14 protein-coding genes and 1 pseudogene are annotated in these 16,832 nt (G+C 64.8%); 1 reads left to right on the top strand and 14 read right to left on the bottom strand.

The genetic code is table 11. The annotated features are described in order from the left end of the window. Positions 1 to 113: 113 nt before the first annotated feature. From FIU28_RS14255 to cysD, 12 genes and pseudogenes are all read right to left on the bottom strand, one after another. Complete coding sequence (locus FIU28_RS14255) at positions 114 to 1,055, bottom strand: ABC transporter substrate-binding protein (protein WP_143573915.1); 942 nt, start codon at positions 1,053 to 1,055, stop codon at positions 114 to 116. Continuing rightward, the gene (locus tag FIU28_RS14250; protein ID WP_143573914.1) at positions 1,055 to 2,146 is read right to left on the bottom strand and encodes an LLM class flavin-dependent oxidoreductase; all 1,092 of its coding nucleotides are present in this window, start codon (positions 2,144 to 2,146) and stop codon (positions 1,055 to 1,057) included. Before FIU28_RS14250 ends, FIU28_RS14255 begins: the two co-directional genes overlap by 1 nt. 25 nt (positions 2,147 to 2,171) lie before the next feature. Further along, a pseudogene (locus FIU28_RS14245) lies at positions 2,172 to 3,136 on the bottom strand (acyl-CoA dehydrogenase family protein). A 50-nt stretch (positions 3,137 to 3,186) separates the two neighbouring features. Further along, complete coding sequence (locus FIU28_RS26445; protein ID WP_168202811.1) at positions 3,187 to 3,342, bottom strand: hypothetical protein; 156 nt, start codon at positions 3,340 to 3,342, stop codon at positions 3,187 to 3,189. A 158-nt stretch (positions 3,343 to 3,500) separates the two neighbouring features. Next, positions 3,501 to 4,298 carry an ABC transporter ATP-binding protein gene (locus FIU28_RS14240; RefSeq protein ID WP_143573913.1) on the bottom strand — a complete coding sequence of 266 codons (798 nt, stop codon included), beginning with the start codon at positions 4,296 to 4,298 and terminating at the stop codon, positions 3,501 to 3,503. After that, complete coding sequence (locus tag FIU28_RS14235) at positions 4,291 to 5,130, bottom strand: ABC transporter permease (RefSeq protein ID WP_441351300.1); 840 nt, start codon at positions 5,128 to 5,130, stop codon at positions 4,291 to 4,293. The genes FIU28_RS14240 and FIU28_RS14235 overlap by 8 nt, the downstream gene beginning before the upstream one ends. 23 nt (positions 5,131 to 5,153) lie before the next feature. Next, a complete protein-coding gene (locus FIU28_RS14230) occupies positions 5,154 to 6,110 on the bottom strand; it encodes an NrtA/SsuA/CpmA family ABC transporter substrate-binding protein (protein WP_143573911.1) in 957 nt (318 codons plus the stop codon). Between the two features lie 172 nt (positions 6,111 to 6,282). Beyond that, positions 6,283 to 7,890: a sulfite reductase subunit alpha gene (locus FIU28_RS14225; RefSeq protein ID WP_143573909.1), complete on the bottom strand. Its 1,608-nt coding sequence runs from the start codon at positions 7,888 to 7,890 to the stop codon at positions 6,283 to 6,285. Beyond that, entirely contained in the window at positions 7,887 to 9,668 is a 1,782-nt protein-coding gene (locus tag FIU28_RS14220; protein WP_143573907.1) for a NirA family protein, read from the bottom strand. The genes FIU28_RS14225 and FIU28_RS14220 overlap by 4 nt, the downstream gene beginning before the upstream one ends. Positions 9,669 to 10,075: 407 nt before the next feature. Then, positions 10,076 to 11,002: an IS110 family transposase gene (locus tag FIU28_RS14215; RefSeq protein WP_143576190.1), complete on the bottom strand. Its 927-nt coding sequence runs from the start codon at positions 11,000 to 11,002 to the stop codon at positions 10,076 to 10,078. A gap of 283 nt (positions 11,003 to 11,285) precedes the next feature. Further along, positions 11,286 to 13,199 carry an adenylyl-sulfate kinase gene (gene cysC / locus FIU28_RS14210; RefSeq protein ID WP_143573905.1) on the bottom strand — a complete coding sequence of 638 codons (1,914 nt, stop codon included), beginning with the start codon at positions 13,197 to 13,199 and terminating at the stop codon, positions 11,286 to 11,288. Positions 13,200 to 13,206: 7 nt separating this feature from the next. Further along, positions 13,207 to 14,046: a sulfate adenylyltransferase subunit CysD gene (cysD, locus tag FIU28_RS14205; protein WP_143573903.1), complete on the bottom strand. Its 840-nt coding sequence runs from the start codon at positions 14,044 to 14,046 to the stop codon at positions 13,207 to 13,209. Positions 14,047 to 14,261: 215 nt separating this feature from the next. On the opposite strand from cysD, the gene FIU28_RS14200 reads away from it, so the two are divergent. Next, positions 14,262 to 14,975, top strand: coding sequence for a phosphoadenylyl-sulfate reductase (locus FIU28_RS14200; protein ID WP_143573901.1), 714 nt, complete (start codon positions 14,262 to 14,264; stop codon positions 14,973 to 14,975). Here the strand turns inward: FIU28_RS14200 and FIU28_RS14195 are convergent. Both FIU28_RS14195 and FIU28_RS14190 read right to left on the bottom strand, forming a co-directional pair. Then, on the bottom strand, positions 14,972 to 16,141 hold the full coding sequence (locus FIU28_RS14195) for a CmpA/NrtA family ABC transporter substrate-binding protein (RefSeq protein WP_143573899.1): 1,170 nt from the start codon (positions 16,139 to 16,141) through the stop codon (positions 14,972 to 14,974). The genes FIU28_RS14200 and FIU28_RS14195 overlap by 4 nt on opposite strands. Then, positions 16,138 to 16,728 carry an ANTAR domain-containing response regulator gene (locus FIU28_RS14190; protein ID WP_143573897.1) on the bottom strand — a complete coding sequence of 197 codons (591 nt, stop codon included), beginning with the start codon at positions 16,726 to 16,728 and terminating at the stop codon, positions 16,138 to 16,140. Before FIU28_RS14190 ends, FIU28_RS14195 begins: the two co-directional genes overlap by 4 nt. Positions 16,729 to 16,832 lie beyond the last annotated feature (104 nt).

Genomic DNA, 16,832 nt, shown 5'->3' with positions numbered 1-16,832 from the left:
GAACCTAAGCCACTCCAATTGGAGTGGCGGGGAATCCAGATGTGTTGAACATGTCGAGGTTCCGGGTTCGCTCGCGCTGATGCGCTCGCGCCCCGGAACGACAGAGTTCGCTGCTACAACCCAGCGCCCTTGCCGATCGCGTCGCTGAACGATCTATCGACCAACGTCGCGGCATCGAGCTTCTGCGTGATCAGCCCGGCGCGCAGATAGAGGTCGATCGTCTTCTGCTCGTCCGCCACCACGCCATCATCGATCGGTGCGATACGGATTTTTGCACGCGTGAGCCAGTTCAGCGGCACCGACGGCGCCACGTTCATCAGCTTGCCCCAGGTCTCCGAATAGCTCTGCCCGTTGCTGAGAGCCCAGGCGCGCGCCTTGGTGAGCCGCTGCAGATAGTCTTCCAACTCCGGCCGCTTGTCCTTGATCGCGGTTGGTGTCGCGACCTGCAGGCTGAGTCCGGAGGTCAGGCCTTCTGCCGTCAGGATGCGGCGCGATTGGAACAGCACCTCCTCCTGGCTGACATAGGGCTCCCAGGTCGACCACGCATCGACCGAGCCGCGGCTGTAAGCGACCTTGGCGTCGGCGGGCGCGAGAAATACGAGCTGAATGTCGGCAGGCGTCCAGCCCCTCGACTCCAGCGCAGCGAGAATGAGCTGATGTCCGATCGAGCCGCGGCCGGTCGCGATCTTCTTGCCCTTCAACTCGTCAAAACTCTTTATCGCAGACTCTTTCGGCACCAGCACCGCCAGACCGTCCTGTGTCTGCCGGATCGCGCCGATCGCCTTGACGGGCACGTTGGCGGCCGCTGCGAAGGTAAACGGCGCGTCGCCGACCAGCCCGGTCTCGATTGCACCGGCGCCGAGTGCCTCGAGCAACGGCGCTGCCGCGGCAAACTCCTTCCACTCGATCTTGTACGGCATATCCTTGAGGACTCCGGAGGCTTCCATCACGGCGCGCGAATTGCCCTTCTGGTCGCCGACGATCAGCGTGGTTTCGGCACGGGCGGAGGACAGCGATGCCGCAAGCATTGCTGCGACGAGGATAAGTTTTTTCATCAGGCTGCAACTTCCTTGGGAACACCGCGACCCGCGATCAGTTCGCGGGTACGGGGAATGAGATCACGACCGTAGTCGATGGCGTCGATCAGGGGATCGAAGCCGCGGATCAGGAAATGGCTGACGCCGAGATCGTAATAGTCGCCGAACACTTCTGCGACCTGCTCGGGCGTGCCGACCAGCGCCGTGGTGTTTGAGTTGGCGCCGGTCAGCGCAGCCATCTCGGTCCACAACCGCTTGTCGATGCGGGTGCCCTGCTCCGCCAGCGCCAGCAGCCGCTTCGCGCCAGCGGTGGCATGGCCGTCGGCCGGCTTGCGATAGCCGGTCTTGTCCTGCAGCGCGGTCGCGCGGGGCAAAATGTCATCGGCCTTGGCCCAGGCCTTCTCCTCGGTATCGGCGATGATCGGCCGCACCGACAGGCTGAAGCGCGGCGGCGGCCGGCCGTGCCTGGCTGCCGCAGCGCGGACGCGCGAAGTGACGTCGCGGACCTGGGCGTAGGATTCGCCCCACAGCGCAAAGCTGTCGGCGTGCTTGCCGGCGACCTCGATCGCGGCGTCAGACGCGCCGCCGACGAAGATGTGGATCGGGCTATACGGCTTGACCTGCGCAAAGCCATTCTCGACCTGGTAGTACTTGCCCATGTAGGTGAACGGCTTCTCGCTGGTCCATTCCTGCTTGATGACGTCGAGCCACTCGTCGGTGCGGGCGTAGCGCTCATCCTTGTCGTCGAGCGTATTGCCGTCCTGGCGCAGCTCGGTGGCATTGCCGCCGGTGATGACGTGCAGCGACACGCGGCCCTTGGAGAGCTGGTCGATGACGGCGAGCTGGCGCGCCAGCAGCGTCGGCGAGGTGAAGCCCGGCCGCTGCGCGATCATCATGTTCAGCCGCTCGGTGACGCCCAGCGCGTGCTGCGCAACCTGCAGGCCGTCCGGCGTGATCGAATGAAACGCCAGCAGCGCGCGGTCGAAACCGGCGAGCTCATGTGCCTTGGCAACGGTCTCGATGTAGCCGGGATCGAGCACCGGGCCGGAGCGCACGCGCGTCTCGGAAGAATCGTTGTTGGTGATGAAGCCGATAAATTCGATGGACATGGGTTGTCTCCCTTGATGGGTTGAATTACAGGCCGAGGGCAAGGCGGCCGGCGCCGAGGCGCGTGGCGTCGTCCTGCGGGGTGTGGACGCGACCGCACATCACATCACGGAAATGCCGCTCGAGCGGATTGGTTCGGCTGAGGCCGTGATTGCTGGTCAGCGACAGGGCTTCCTCGACGGCTGCAGGAACTGCACGACCCAGTCGCGCGCGGCGCGCGCCACGCCGTCATAGACGGCGCCGACCAGCACCGCCTGTAGGGTCGCCTGCGTCAGGTCCGGTCCGCCCCACTCCGACGGCTTTCGCACATCGATCTCATGATCGAGCGGAAATACCACGTCGTCGAACACGACGTCGTGGCTCCCCGAGGCGCGCAGGCCGAGATGATCCCAGGTCTCATTGATCGTCGTGCCCGGCAGGCCGGCGGGCACCAGGAACATGCCGACACGCAGCTCCGGCTCGTCAGTCTTGGCCCACACCGTGTACCATTTCAGAATCGGCGCGCCGGTCGAATAGATCTTGCGCCCGTTGAGGCGCCAGCCGGTCGCGGTACGCGTCGCCGTCGTTGCCGGCAGACCGCCGCGCGAAGGCGAGCCCTGCTCCGGCTCCACGCGCAGCGCATTGACCAGCGCGAGCCCGTCGATCGTTTCTTTCGCCAGCTTGCGCGCCAGATGCGTGGGCCAGCGCTCGCTGTCCGCGATCACCAGATGATGGATGTAATGCATCGCCAGCACGAGGCCGGTCGCGGCGTCGGCCTGGGCGACGATGTTGACCACCTGCGCCGCCTCGCGGACGCCGACGCCGCCGCCGCCCAGCACGAACGGTACCGTCAGCGCCAGCAGGCCGGCATCCGATAGCTCCTGAAAGTTCTCAAACGGAAAACTCGCGGCGCGGTCATGCAGCGGCGCGCGCTCGGCGAAGCCCGGTGCGAGCTGTTGCGCACGTTCAATCGACGAGGCTGCATCGTCGGCCGTTTCCGGCTGGCGCCTGATGCTCAGATTCACTCGAAGTCCATTCTCGAAAAGAGGTCGTTCCGAACGCGTCAGAACGGGCGCACCGACAACGTGCCGAACACGATGGCGACGAGCAAAGCGAACGCGCTATAGAAGCAGAAGGTCGCAAATCGCCTCGCTGAGCGCCGCGGCTGCGCGCGGAGTTGGCTATACATACGGGTTTCCGCGGACAGTTCGCGCATCATGCCTCTCCAGCGCTTCATCGTGCGACTAAGGAAATGCCGAACTGGGCTTGATGCAAGAGGCTCCGCGAAATAGCGATGCCGACCCTGCCGACGCAGGCGTGCGCAGGCAAAAATACTCTCTCACGGGCGCCTGCGAGCATTCTATTTGGCAGTATTTTTCAGGAGTCAGCCGTCGCCATCGCCGGGACGCTGCGCGCAAGATGGCTGGTCAGTTTTCGCGTGACGTCACGGCGCAGCGTGTTGAACTCCACTGATGCGACATCGCGCGGGCGCGGCAGGTCGATGTCGATCTCGCAATCGATCCGGCCGGGGCCCGCGGTCATCACCACCACGCGATCGGCGAGCAGAACCGCCTCCTCCACCGAATGGGTGACGAAAATCACCGTCAGCCCGGTCGTCCGCCAGATCTCGACCAGTTCTTCCTGCAGCTTGCTGCGGGTCAACGCGTCGAGGGCGCCGAACGGCTCGTCCATCAGGAGGATGTCGGTGTCGTTGGTGAGCACGCGCGCAATCGCGACGCGCTGCTTCATGCCGCCGGACAGTTCGTGCGGATAGCGATCGGCGAAGGCCGTGAGCCCGACCATCGCCATGAATTTGTCGGTCAGTTGCGCCACGATCTTCGAGGCGATGCCGCGCTGCTTCGGCCCGAAGCCGATATTGTCGCGCACCGTCAGCCACGGAAACAGCGCGTAGTCCTGGAACACCATGCCGCGTTCCGGTCCGGGCTTGTCGACCGGAAAACCGTACATCGCGACTGAACCATGCGTCGCCTTCTCGAAACCGGCGATGATGCGCAGCAGCGTGGACTTGCCGCAGCCAGAGGCGCCGAGCAGGCAGATGAACTCGCCTTTGCGGATGGTGAGATTGACCCCGCGCAGCGCTTCCACCGGGCCGCCCGACGACTGGTAGAATTTCTGCACCGCGGAGATGTCGAGGATGGTCGGTTGATCAGCCATGCTGAGGGCTCCAGCGTAGGAAGTAATGGCTGAGGGCCAGCAGGATGCGGTCCGATACATAGCCGGTGACGCCGATGATGATCATGCCGGTGATGACGAGATCGGTGCGCGACAGCGTACGGCCGTCCATGATGACGGCGCCGAGCCCTTCGGGCACGCCGGTCATCTCGCCGACCACGATCAGGATCCAGGCAAAGCTGGCGCCGAGCCGCAGCCCGTTGAAGATGCTGGGCAGCGCCGCCGGCAGCACGACGGCGCGAAACAGTTTCGATCCGCTGCAGCCGAGCATTTCGGCGGCTTCGAACAACCTGATATCGACCGACTTCACGCCGAACACGGTGTTGAGCAGGATCGGATAGAACGCGCCGAGAAACACCAGGAATACCGCGGAGCGCGGACCCAGGCCGAAGAAGATCATCGACAGCGGCAGCCACGCCGTCACCGGGATCGGCCGCAGCAGCGACAGCGTCGGATCGAGCAGCGCGCGCAGCAAAGGAATGCGGCCGATCATCAGGCCGAGCGGAATGCCGAGCGCCGCCGCGCACAGAAAGCCGCCATAGACACGCTGCACGCTCTTCCAGAAGTGGATCGGCAGGCTGGCGCTGTAGGCGTCGTCATAGATTCCGCCGAAGGCGAAATCCCACATCATCACGGCCACGCCCCAGGGCGACGGCACCAGCCGCGTCCCGGTCCAGCGCACCATCGCGTCCCAGAACAGCAGCAGGCAGACCGGCACGATCCATGCGAGGCCGATCGTGCGCAGCCGCTGTGCGATGCGCCCGCGGACGACGGGAAGCGGTGCGGGTGACACTACGACGTTCGCCTCGGGCAGATCGTCGACCGCGGATTGCAACGTCACGTCGCGGCCAGTGCCTGTACGAAGCTTGGGTCGATGAAGGTCTTGTAGTCCGGCAATTGGCGGATCTGCTTCTTGGCGAGCATCTGGCTGCCGTAATAATTGGCCTGCTTCAGGAACTGGTCGTCGATCTTCCAGGTCAGTTCGACATTGGGGGCGGCCTGCTCGATCGACGGCTTCTGCTGGCCGAGCTTCTGCATCGCGACGGCCACGAACGCCTCGAGGTCTTTCATCGCGTATTCGGTGGCCTGGCGATGGATCTTGAGCAGCGTCTTGACCAGTTCCGGGTCCTTCTCGATTTGCGCGCGGCCGGTTGCGAGCACCATGTTCAGCGAGCCGGTCGGCGTCGAATAGGGATATTCGACGATCACGCCGACGCCGTTGGCGAGGCTGATGCCGGGGCCGGGCTCTGCGCCGACATAGGCGTCGATGTCGCCGCGGGCCAGCGCCGGCGCCATGTCGCTGAATGACAGCCGGATCGCTTCGACGTCCTTGACTGTCATGCCCTCTGCCGCGAGCCGATCGAGGATCACCACCTCCTGGGTCGAGCCCGGCAGGATCGCGACCTTCTTGCCCTTCAATTCCTTGATCGTGGTGATGCCCGACGCCTTGCTGGCGACCACGGCCATGCCACGATTGCAGGCGGCGGCGATGACCACGACGGGCTCGCCATTGGCGCCGCCGAGCGTCGCAGCCGCGAGGCCGAAGATGCCGAAATCGACGGTACCCGTCGCCACTGCGTTCTTGCCGTCGGTCGGTGTTTCGAACGGGATCACTTCGATCTTGACGCCGGCCGGCGCAAACTTCTCATAGAAGTAAGGCGTGATGCCGTGGATCAGCTTGAGCGTGCCGATCTTGATGGTGCGATCGGCGGCGAAGGCCTTGATGCTGGTGGTGGACAGTGCCGCCGCGGTGGCGGTGAGGCGAATGAACTGTCGTCGGCTTGTGGTGTGCATCTGATGCTCTCGCTGCGGCTGATCCCAGGTGTCAGCCGCGAATGATATGCAAGAGCCGTGCCCGGCGATGCACTTGTAGTGTGGGCAAAGGGCCCTTGCGCCGTGCCCACCATTGCCTCGCCCGCCGTCATGGTGGGCACGCCTGCTTTGCCCAACCTACGCGGTACTTGCGTCAATATACGTCGAGCTGGAAGCGGCCCTTCTTCTTGAGGTCGCCGACGAACAAGGCGGCCTCGTCGGTGGTTCGCGCGCCATATTGCGCGACGATATCGACCAGCGCGCGTTCGACGTCCTTGGCCATCCGCTTGGCGTCGCCGCAAATATAGACATGTGCGCCATCGGCCAGCCAGGTCCAGAGGTCGCGCCCGACTTCGCGCATGCGGTCCTGGACGTAGAATTTCTCGTTCGCGTCGCGCGACCACGCCAGCGAGAGCCGGGTCAGGAATCCCTCCGCCTTCATCGCGTTGAGCTCATCGGCATAGAAGAAATCCGAGACGCTGCGCTGGTGACCGAAGAACAGCCAGTTCCTGCCGGGTGCCGCCGTTGCCTTGCGATCATGCAGAAAGGCACGGAATGGCGCGATGCCGGTGCCGGGGCCGACCATGATGATCGGCACGCTGGGATCCTCGGGCAACGCGAAGCCATGCGCCTTCTGCACATAGACCTTCAGCTCGTCGCCGGGCTGGATACGGTCGGCGAGAAAGCTCGAGGCCAGGCCATGCCGCTTGCGCTTGCCGACGACATAGCGGACGACATCGACCGTCAGCGACAGTTTGCCGGGCGTGGCGTTGTGCGACGAGGAGATCGAATACAATCGCGGCTGCAGCGGCTCCAGCGCCTCGATGAAGGCCTCGGGATGCGGCCGCACATGCGGAAACTTCTGCAGCGCCGCCATCACGTCGAGCGACGCGGCATCGCCGTCGGGATCCTCGCCCTGCGCGAGTGCGCGCGCCTTTGCACGGTGCGCGCCGCCGGTGAGGTACGAGATCAGTTCGAACAGGCTGTCCGGCGCCGGCGCCAATGACACGTCGTAGCGCAGCACCTCGCGCAGCGTCTTGCCGCGGACTTCGGTGGTGTGCGAGGCGCCGAGCAGCGCGATGATCTGATCGACATGGCCGAGGTCGTTGGACGCGAACACGCCGAAGGAATCGCCGACGACATAATCGAGCCCGCAGCCCGACAAGTCGAAATCAATGTGCCAGGTTTCCTTCTCGGAGCCAGCGCCGTTGAGCAGCCGGCGGCCGAGAAAGATTGCCGGCGCCGGATTGTCGCGCGAGCGGCCTAGCGTGGCGGGATCGGGCGCAGCGATTTCGACCGGCTCGGTGGTTGATGGCTTCGCCGCGGGCGCGGCAGCGCCAGTCGCTGGCGACTTCTCCATTTCCTCGTTCAGCGCCTTCAGCATCCGCGCGGTTTCCTTGCCGCCGGGGACACAGAGATTGAGGCGCGGCTCGGCACGGCCGGCGATGGCATCGGCATAGTCGTTGCAGTTGTAGCCGCACTGGCCGCAATCCTGCTGCGCCATCGCGGCCATCATCTTGCGCCGCATCGGGCGACCTTCGGCGAGCTTCATGCGGTCCGGCAACGGCAGGGTCTGGTCGTGCCACGGCGCGCCGTCGTCTTCTTCCGGCGTAATGGTGGCGCCCTGCCCGGCCGACAACGGCGCAGGCGCATTCGATAAGAGCCCCGCAAAGAACCCGTTCAGCCAGGAGCGCTGCGCCTCGGAGAATGGTGCGGACGGCGGGATGATCTCGATTCTTGGCGGCGGCGTCATCTGGTTCATGCGGACACCTGTTCGGCAAGCTGGCGCAGCTTCTCGCCATCGTGGCGGCGCGCGAAGGTCAGGAAGGTTTCGTCCAGAGAAGCACGGTTCGCCATGTAGGCCTTCAGCAATTTCTCGACGACTACCGGCGCGTCCTCGGCCTTGACGTCATGATAGACTTCCTGCCCCACATCCGCCGCCGGCCCGAAGCCGCCGCCGGTGAAGACGTGAAAGCCGTCCACGGTGTCATCGCCGTCGCCTACTGCGACGCGCGCGCCGATCATGCCGATGTCGCTGATGTAATGCTGCGCGCAGGAATGATGGCAGCCGGTGAGATGGATGTTGATCGGCGTGTCCAGGGTCACCCGCGGATCGACCCAGTCGGCGATTTCAGCCGCGGTGCGCTTGGTGTCGGCATTGCCGAACTTGCAGCCGGCGCGGCCGGTGCAGGCGATCAGGCCGGCACGGACTTCCGTGGTCTTGATAGCCAGGCCGATCGCCTCGATCGCGGCCGTGGCCAACGCCACCTTGTCGTCCGCCACGCCGGGGATCAGCAGGTTCTGCCAGACCGTGAGGCGAATATCGCCGTCGCCGAGATCGGCGGCAATTTTCGACAGTCCGCGCATTTGCTCGCAGGTCACTTTACCGAGCGGCAGCGCGACGCCGATCCAGTTCAGACCGGCCTGCTTCTGCCGGTGCACGCCGATATGCGCATTGCGATCGACCTCCGGCCGCGGCAGCAGCGCTTCCGCGGGCACGCGCGTGAAAGCATGGCCGAGCTTGTCTTCCACAAGCACGAGAAACTTTGCCATGCCCATGCCGTCGATGACGTATTTCAGCCGCGCCTTGAGCCGGTTGGTGCGGTCGCCGAGATCGATGAAGACGCGCACAATCGCATCCGACACCTTCGTTGCATCGGCCGGACGGACGATGATGCCTGTGTCCTTGGCAAAATCCTTGTGGCCGGTGATGCCGCCGATGCCGAGCTTGAACCAAGCGCCCGGCTCGACGCCAAAACCTTCCTTCACTTCAACCGCGCCGAACGCGATGTCGTTGGTATCTTCCAGCACCGCGATCTTGCCGGCACCGTCGAAGGCGACGTTGAATTTTCGCGGCAGGCCGAACAAGGTGCGGTCGTTGAGAATGTGATAGTGCCACTCGCGCGCATAGGGCCGCGTATCCAGCAGTTCCTGCGGATCGATGCCGGCGGTCGGCGTGCCCGTGACGTTGCGGATATTGTCGGCGCCGGAGCCTCGCGAGCACAGGCCGAGATCCTGCACGCCCTCGATCCAGGCGACCGCATGTTTCGGCGGGATCTCGCGCATCTGCAGATTGGCACGCGTGGTGACGTTGGTGAACGGGCCGCACAACTCGTCCGCGAGATCCGCAAGACCTGCGAACTGCCAATGCTTCAGAATGCCGTTCGGGATCCGCAGCCGGCTCATGTAAGAATCCTGCGTGGGACCGACATAGAACAGCCCGTAATAGCGCCAGCGAAAATTGTCCGCGGGCGACGGCCGCGCGTCGATCGCCGCCTGCTCCTTGAGGCGCGGATAGGCGTCGAACGGATGTTCCTCGCGCTTCCACTTTTCCTGATCGACCAGCTTCCTGCCGGACGCAATGACGCGGTCCTGCGCCCGGAGATGCGGCGCCTCCGGTCCGACCGGTTCGGCCGCGGCCTTCGCTGCCGCGCCGCCGAGGCCTTTGCCAACGCGGCTGATCTGCAGGCCGGTCGAAAATCCTTCGAGGTAGCGCTTCTGTTCGTCGGTAAAATCAAGCGAGACGGGGTCGATTTTCATCGCGCAAAAGACTCCTGCAGCCACTGTCGTGGGCATCAACGGGGAACGGAATGTGACCGCGCAGGTCCAGCTCAGCGCCTCGCGCCGGCATGAAGTCAGGGTGCGGTCCGATCAGCCTCGTTGCTGCGGAAATCCATCGGAACGTGGCCGGCGCGCATCAACGAACGCCGGCAGGTCAGTGCATTCAAGTCCTGTGCCAAAATGAAATGGGAGAAAAACGCCCCTCGATCAACGCCTTGGCAAGCGTGTCGGGGGCAAAGGACGAGTTGGAGTGCCAGCCTTTTGCACCGCACGCACAATAATTAGTCGGCTTGGCGGCACGCTCGACATCGTTCCCCGGACGCGGTGCACCGCGCCGCCGTTTGGCGGTGTGGTGCGCCGCAGATCCGGCAACTGTAATTTGCCCATCACGCGCGGAAGGGCTGTTGTTCCCTGATGATGGCGTTGAGGGTGAGCAGCAGTTTTCTGGCTACGGCAATGAGAGCGACCTTGGCCGGCTTCCCGGCTTTTCGCAGCGCCTGGTAGGTCTGTGCGAAGCGCGATCTCGTCCGGGTGACATACACTGCCGCCATGTAGAGTGCTTCGCGAACCCTGCGCCGGCCGCCGTGAATCCGCCGGGTACCGCGAAACTTGCCGCTGTCGGTGTTGAATGGCGCCAGTCCCGCCAAGGCCGCGATGGCCTTGGGCGAGCGTGAGCCAAGCTCGGGCATCAACGCCAGCAACGTGGCCGAGCACACCGGGCCGATGCCCGGCACCGACTGCATCAGGCGCCGGGCATTATGCAACGCCTGCTGCTGTGCGATCAGGGTGGCGATCTGCCGGTCGAAGTTCCGGACCTCCGCATCGAGCCAGGCGATGTGGGCCGAGAGGCTCGCGGCCAGATCCTTGGCGCCCTTGAGACGGGTGCGTTCCTGCTTGCGGAAGGCAACGAGCTGGTCGCGGCGCTTGTGCAACTCGGCCAACTGCTCGCGTGCTGGATCGGCCATGCCATCGGCGCCGGGGCGCAGGCACTGCGCCATGGCGGCCAGCATCCGCGCATCGATGGCGTCGGTCTTGGCGAGGAAGCCCGCGGCGCGGGCGAAATCGCGGGCGCGAGCCGGATTGACCCGGGCAAAGGCGATGCCGGCGGCGCCCAAGGCGTGGCGCAGTGCCTTGTCGTAACGGCCTGTGGCCTCGAACAGCACGAATACGTCGCTGCTGGACCACCCGGCGAGCAAGCCTTCGATCGCTTCCGGGCCGTTATCGACGCGGCGGACCGCGCCGACGCTGCCGTCGTACATATCAAGAAAATCCTTCGAGATATCGATTCCAACGAAGCCAGGATGTATCTTCATGGGGCCTGTCCCTGTGCTGCGAGGTCCGCCGCAGACGGCCTCGATCAACTGTTCAGGTGTGGGTATTAGCGAAGCGGGCGGGTGCCGAGCCGGATCACGGTCTTCTCGACCTGGGACCCAACGGCATACCGCCCGCACCCCATCATGACAGATCCTGACTACACAGGGCCCCGGTGGGGCGCTAAAAAAACCGGGATCCCGGATCTGCGAAGCGGCACTTCGCGCCGCATCGCGTCCGGGAAACGGCAAACCGTTTCATGCCGATGGCGCGAACGCCGGACAGTCAGATATTCGCCCCCAGATCGACGATCTGGTCGTGCAGCACGGCGCTCTTCCGCAGCATGGTCTCGATGCGGTCCACCGCTTCCCGCACGCTGGCCTGCGAGGTGTCGATCGCCAGTTCGACCGCCTCCGGCGCCTGGTACTCGTTGGAGATGCCGGTGAAATCCTGCAGGGTCCCGGCGCGGGCCCGGGCGTAGTGGCCTTTGGGGTCGCGCTGCTCGCAAATCGCGGCGGGGGTCGAGACGTAGATTTCGCGAAACGCGCTATCGACCATCCGACGGGCTTCCGCGCGGTCGCCGCGCGACGGCGACACGGCGGCGACGATCGCGGTATGGCCGTTGCGCGCGAGATGACCGGCGACCTCCGCCAGCCGCCGGATGTTCTCGCGGCGATCATCGGCGGAAAAGCCGAGGTCGCGGTTGAGGCCGGCGCGCAGCGTGTCGCCGTCGAGCAGGATCGGCGAGCCGCCGATGTGAAACAGGCGCTGTTCCAGCGCCAGCGCCAGCGTCGACTTGCCCGATCCCGGCAGGCCGGTGAACCACAGCACGGCGCCATTGTGGCGATAGCGTCCCGTCCGCTCTTCCGGCCGCAGCGCGGACCGTACCGGCACGATGTCGCGCGGTACCGCGCGGCCGGCATCCACCGTGAGCACCAGCCCTCCCCCCGCAATGCGGCCATTGACCTCGATCACCAGCCGTCCGGTGCGCGGGTTGTCGGCATGACAATCCGCTGCCACCGGCTGGGCCAACGTGATGTCGATCTCGCCGACATGGTTGAGCGCGATTTCCCGGGTCTCGACATGGGCGAGCTTGCCGGGATCGATCGCCTTCTCGATCGCGACCACGGTGGCGCGGACTTCGCGGACGCCGAGCCGCAGCAGGATCGAGGCGCCGGCCTTCAGCGACTGCTCGTGCAGCCAGAAGATGCGGGCCCGCAGCCGCCGCGTTTCAGTCGGTACGGAGCCTGCATGCGCGATGACGTCGCCGCGCTCGATGAACAATTCGCGGTCCAGCGTGATGCCGACCGATCGCCCGGCGCCGAGCGCGCCCTCGATCGGCCTGGCCGACCATTGCTCGACCGACTTGACGCGCGCCACCTTGCCGGCGGGCATGATGACCACCTCGTCGCCGATGGCGAGGTGTCCGGCCTCGACGCGACCGGCGACGATGCGGCGGTCGTCGAATTTGTAGATCGCCTGCACCGGCAACCGCAGCGGCAATTGATCGAGCGCCAGCGCCGGGGTCAGCGCGTCCAGCGCCTCGACCACCGTCAGCCCGTGATACCAGCCGATCCGGTCGGTCAGTTCGGCAACGCCGTCGCCATCCCTGGCCGAAATCGGAATGATCGCGGCAGGAGCCACGCCGAGCGCGATCAGATGCGCGGCGATCTCCTCGCTGATCTCCGTAAAGCGGGCCTCGCTGAAATCGAAGCGGTCCATCTTGTTGACGACAACGGCGACCTGCTTCACGCCGAGCAGATGCAGCAAATAGGCGTGCCGCCGCGTCTGATCGCGCACGCCTTCCAGCGCGTCGATGATCAGCACCGCGGCGTCGGCCTGCGACGCGCCGGTGATCATGTTGCGCAGGAATTCGGCGTGGCCGGGCGCATCGATCAGAACGACGTCGCGCGCCTTGGTGCGAAAGCGGATCTGCGTGGTGTCGATGGTGATGCCCTGGTCGCGCTCGGTCTGCAGCGCGTCGAGCAGGAACGACCATTCGAACGCCATGCCGCGCCGCGCGCTGACCGCCTTCAGCATTTCCAGCTTGCCGTCGGCCAGACTTCCGGTCTCGTGCAGCAGCCGGCCGACCAGCTTCGACTTGCCGTGATCGACATGGCCGACGATGACGATCCGCAATTGCGGGCGCGTGGTGCCGTTGGGCATGACGAGGCTCGATGGATTAACGGGTTGGTTCATGCATCACCTACAGGTAGCCGGCGACGCGCAGCCGCTCGAACGCATCTTCGGTTTCGTGGTCGAGCGCGCGCCCGGCGCGTTCGGGAACGGTGCTGCCGTCGAGCTCGATCAGGATCTCAGCGATCGTGCTGGCCGTGGACGCGACCGGGCTGGTGATGTCGGCATCGCCCAGCGAGCGATAGCGCAGGCCATCCTTCGCCAGATAGAGCGGGATGATCGGGATGTTTTCGCGCGCCGTGTAGGCCCAGATGTCGGCCTCGGTCCAGTGCAGGATCGGATGGACGCGCAAATGCGCGCCATCGGGCGGCGAGGCGTTGAACTGGTCCCAGAATTCCGGCGGCTGGTCGCGCACGTCCCATCCGCCGTCGAGACCGCGCGGCGAGAACACGCGCTCCTTGGCGCGCGTCGCCTCCTCGTCGCGGCGGATGCCGGCGATCAGCCCGTCGAAGCCGTGTTTGGCGAGCGCCGACTTCAGGCCTTCGGTCTTGCGCGCCGCGGAGCGCGCAGCCGGCGGCAGCGTGGGGTCGATGCTTTCGATCGGCGGGCAGTTCTCGAGGATCAGATCGAGCCCCCACTCCACCGAGTATTGGTCCCGGAAGGCGTACATCTCCGGAAACTTCTTGCCGGTATCGACATGCATCGCCGGGAACGGCACGCGGCCGAAGAAGGCCTTGCGCGCCAGCCAGATCATCACATTGCTGTCTTTGCCCAGCGACCACAACAGCGCCAGCTTCTTGAGGCGTGCGAAGGCTTCGCGCAGGATGTAGATGCTCTGCGCTTCCAATTGATCGAGGTGGTCCATCGACACCACATCGGTCTGAGAGCGCTCAGGATTGGACAGTCCCATGGCTGGTCTCCGGGTCAAAAAAGCCGTCCGGAGAATCGTCTTTGCTCACGAAGCGGAATGCTCGGAGAAATTGAATCTCTGGAACTCGATCTGCAGGGTTAAAAAATCTACATTGCATACTGCCAATAGATAGAATATTATTCTATTTATTGGCAGTATATGACTGATATATAGAACTATCTTCTAGTCAAGAAAATACATCGAGAGGTGCTGGGATGACGGCTCCGCCAGCGATTGAACATGTGGCCGCATGGCAGCAGGCGCTGCACGCGGCCTCCCCCGCTGACATCATTGCGGCGGCGCTGCGGGCGGTCGGCCGCGAGCATCTGGCGCTGGTGTCGTCGTTCGGGACGGAATCGGCCGCGCTGCTGAAGGTGATGGCCGATGTCGATCCCGCCATTCCCGTGCTGTTTCTCGATACCGGCTGGATGTTCGAAGAGACGCTCGCCTATCGCGACGATCTGGTGCGGCGGCTGGGGCTGCGCGATGTGCGGACCATCCACCCCGCGCCCGACACGCTGGCGAGCGAAGACCCCGAGGGCGACCGCTGGTCGTCCGACCCCGACTCCTGCTGCCGGATCAGGAAGGTGGAGCCGCTGGCGCGTGCGCTGGCGCCGTTCCGCGCCTGGATCAATGGCCGCAAACGATTTCAGGGTGCGTCGCGCGCCGCCATTCCCGTTGTCGAGCCAGACGGAGAGCGGTTGAAGTTCAATCCGTTCGCCAACATCGATGCAGAAGATATCCGGTTGATCTACGCCTCGGCAGGCCTGCCGCCGCATCCGCTGGTCGTCTCGGGCTTTGCGTCGGTCGGCTGCATGCCCTGCACCAGCCGCACCGCCCCCGGCGAGGACCCACGCGCGGGGCGCTGGCGTGGCCGCGACAAGACGGAATGCGGCATCCACGTCCCGCCCCCTGAAAGCGCGCCCTAGCCCTTCATATTGGCGATCTCGAATGACGCCAGGTGTACAGCAAGATTTTCGGGATTGAATGGCGGTCCGGCAAAGGCACCGATCGCGTCGCCGGTCACATTGGCATGCACCGCCAGACCCAGCGCCGCATCATAAAGATCCGGCCGGAATACCGCCTCGGCAATCTGCTGCGCCTCCGTGCTGAACGGCGCCTGGCCCCAGCGCACCATCTGGGCATAGAGCCAGGCGGCCTGCGTCGGATCGGGCCGCGCGGCGCCGTTACGGGCAAACGAAATGTAGTTCGAGCTCGCGCGCGGCGAGGCGCCCGTCGCCTGCACCAGCCGTCCTTCGAGCACCGTGCGGATGATGCCGGCATCGGCATCGACGCGGTCCGGCCGCGCCAGCAGCGCCGACACCTCGTCGCGGTTGCCGGGCTCCTCGATGAACTCCGCCGCCTTCTGGTGCGCCCGGATCAGGGCGGCCACCGTGTCCGGCCGCTCCTCGGCCCAATGGCCGCGCACCGCCAGCACCTTTTCGACGGCGCTCTGCAGGATGTCCGGGCCGAAATGCAGGATGCGACCGATGCCGCGATCGACCGCCACCGCATTCCACGGGGCGCCGACGCAGAAGCCATCGACAAGGCCGCTGGTCAGGCTGCCGACCATGAAGGGCGGCGGAAGCACTACAAGTTGCACGTCCTCGTCGGGATCGACGCCGCCGGCGGCCATCCAGAACCGCAATTGATAGTTATGGGTGGAATAGGGAAACGTCATGCCGAAGGTCAGGGCCGGCTCGCCGCGGCGACGCCTTGCCGCGACCAGGCGCGCCAGCGCCTGCGCGGTGGCGAGCGGATCGGTGATGTCGCCCTGCAGATGTTCTGAAATCTGCGCATGCAGCGCCGGTGACACCGTGATCGCATTGCCGTTGAGATTGAGCGTGAACGGCACCATGATCGGCACCTTGACGTGGCCGAGGCCGAGGCTGGAGGCGATCGCCACCGGCGCCAGCAGATGCGCGGCGTCGAACATGCCGATGTTGAGCTTGTCGCGCACGTTCGACCACGACACTTCGCGAACCAAGGTGACGTCGAGCCCCTCGTTTTTGGCAAAGCCCTTGTCGACCGCGACGATCAGCGAGGCGGCGTCGATCAGCGGAATGAAGCCGATATGCAGCGGTTGACCGGTCATTTCAGCAACTCCGCAGCGGTGATGATCGACTGCGCGATGTCACCGATTTTCTTCTTTTCGCGCATCGCGGTAGAGCGCAGCAATACATACGCCTCCTCTTCGCTGAGGCCCTTCAGCTTCATCACCAGGCCTTTGGCGCGGTCGATGATCTTTCGGTCTTCCAGCGCCGATTTGGTGCGTTCCAGCTCGTCCTGCAGTTTAGAGAAGGCGTTGAAGCGCGAGATGCACAGGTCAAGGATCGGCTTGATGCGCTCCTTTTTCAGCCCGTCGACGATGTAGGATGATACCCCGGCATCGACCGAGGCGCGTGCCGACTCTGAATCGCTCTGGTCGACGAACATCGCCACCGGCCGGCGCACGGCGCGGCTGACCTGGAACATCTGCTCGAGCACGTCGCGGCTGGGATTTTCGAGGTCGATCAGGATGACGTCGGGATCGAGCGCATAGATCCGCGCCAGTAGATTATGCATCTGGTGGATGTGCTGGACGTCGATATAGCCGGCCTCGCGCAATCCCTCTTCGAGAATCGCGGCGCGGATCGGGCTCTCATCGACAATCACGATTTTCGGCGACGATTCGTTCGGCATTGCGGCCCTGGTTCCCTGCGGACTACCCATAACACGGCTCCTGCCTGCTTAAAGCCTTGTATTTATGGGCAAATAGGCCTAGTTGCTGCCTCTCAATCAGGCAG

The organism is Tardiphaga sp. vice154 (assembly GCF_007018645.1).
Classification (GTDB): domain Bacteria; phylum Pseudomonadota; class Alphaproteobacteria; order Rhizobiales; family Xanthobacteraceae; genus Tardiphaga.
The sequence above is the reverse complement of the archived record's forward strand: the minus strand, read 5'-3'. Positions and strand labels throughout refer to the sequence as shown.